We start from the raw sequence: 1,274 nt of genomic DNA, 5'->3' as shown, positions 1-1,274 counted from the left end.
ATCGAGCCACAATCGCGCCGCGTCGACCGGCAGCAGCTGGCGTGTCGCCGGCCCGTACTGGTTGATCGCCACCACGACGGTGACCTTCTTGTCCGGCAGATAGCCCAGCTGATCGGTGAACCCGAGCACCGCCCCGTTGTGCCCCAGCCACTGCCCCATCCGCATCAGGCCCAGCCCGTAACCGTCCGGTCCGCCGTCCAACGCGGTGAAGGTGGTCCGCGCCCGGAAGGTATCCGGCGTCAGCAGCGAACCCATCCCGAGCTGCGGCGCGTACAACGCCAGATCCGAGATCGTCGACACCATCGACCCGGCCGCGCCGTACAGCGCGGGCGGCACCCGGTCGGTGACATCGACCAGCGTGTTCTGATCGAAGCCGTACCCGTTCAAATGCGGTGCGGGAACAGTGTTGTCGGCGGGATAGGTCGTCTGGGTCAACGCGAAATCGCGTGCGGTGTTCTCGAGCACCTCCCGCACCGGTTTGCCGGTCACCTTCTCCAGCACCAGCCCGAGCAGATAGAACTCCGAATTCGAGTAGTGCGTCTGCTGATTCGGCGGCTTCGCCAGCTCCGGATGCGCGGTGATCGCTCGCAGATCATCCCCGTCGTTCCACGCCACATCCGGGGCGTGCGCCAGCTGCTGGACCTGGAAATCATGCTCCTGATCGAGCGCGTAGACGCCCCCGCGCATACCCAGCAGATCCGCGAGGGTGATCGTGGTCCCGTTCGGCACGCCCGGCACATACTGTTCGAGCGTGTCGGTGAGCCGGATCCGCCGGGCATCGGCCAGCCGCAGCACCGCGGTCGCCGTGAACGTCTTGGTGATACTCCCGATCCGGAAGCGGTCGGAGACATCCGCGGCCCGCTTGGTCGTCGTGTCGGCGACACCGTAGGCGTGGATGTAGCTGCCCCGGTCCGCGTCGACGACCGCGACCTCGGCCCCCGGAATCAGCCCCGCCGCAAGATGTTCGGCCACGATCGCGTCGATCTTGGCGATGAGCGCGGCGTCCAGCCGCCGCACACCCGTGTCGGCGGCCGGCGCGCACGCCGACGCCAGCACGCTCACCAACACCAGCACTACCGCTGCGATTGCCCGCCCGATCCGCACGCTGAACCTCCCCGTTCCAGGGAATCAACGTAACGCGGAGGACCCTTGGGAGCCAATCGAATCCGCATGACGGCGGTTGTATCCGGCCCATAGCAGCCGGATCAGGACCCGGCGCCAGGCCGCCCCGGCCGCCCGCAGCCACCGCGGCCGCGTGCCCGCGGCGGGGACCG

The 1,274-nt window shown here is 68.4% G+C and carries 1 protein-coding gene; it reads right to left on the bottom strand.

Annotated features, from left to right (window positions below; all coding sequences use genetic code 11):
- Positions 1-1,104 (bottom strand): serine hydrolase domain-containing protein (locus ACWELQ_RS45890; protein WP_452403227.1); only part of this gene is annotated, 1,104 nt, incomplete at its 3' end.
- Between the last annotated feature and the right edge of the window lie 170 nt (positions 1,105-1,274).

It is taken from the genome of Nocardia sp. NPDC004722, from assembly GCF_053601505.1.
Note: the sequence above shows the minus strand (reverse complement) of the source record. Positions and strands in the feature narration are given on the sequence as shown.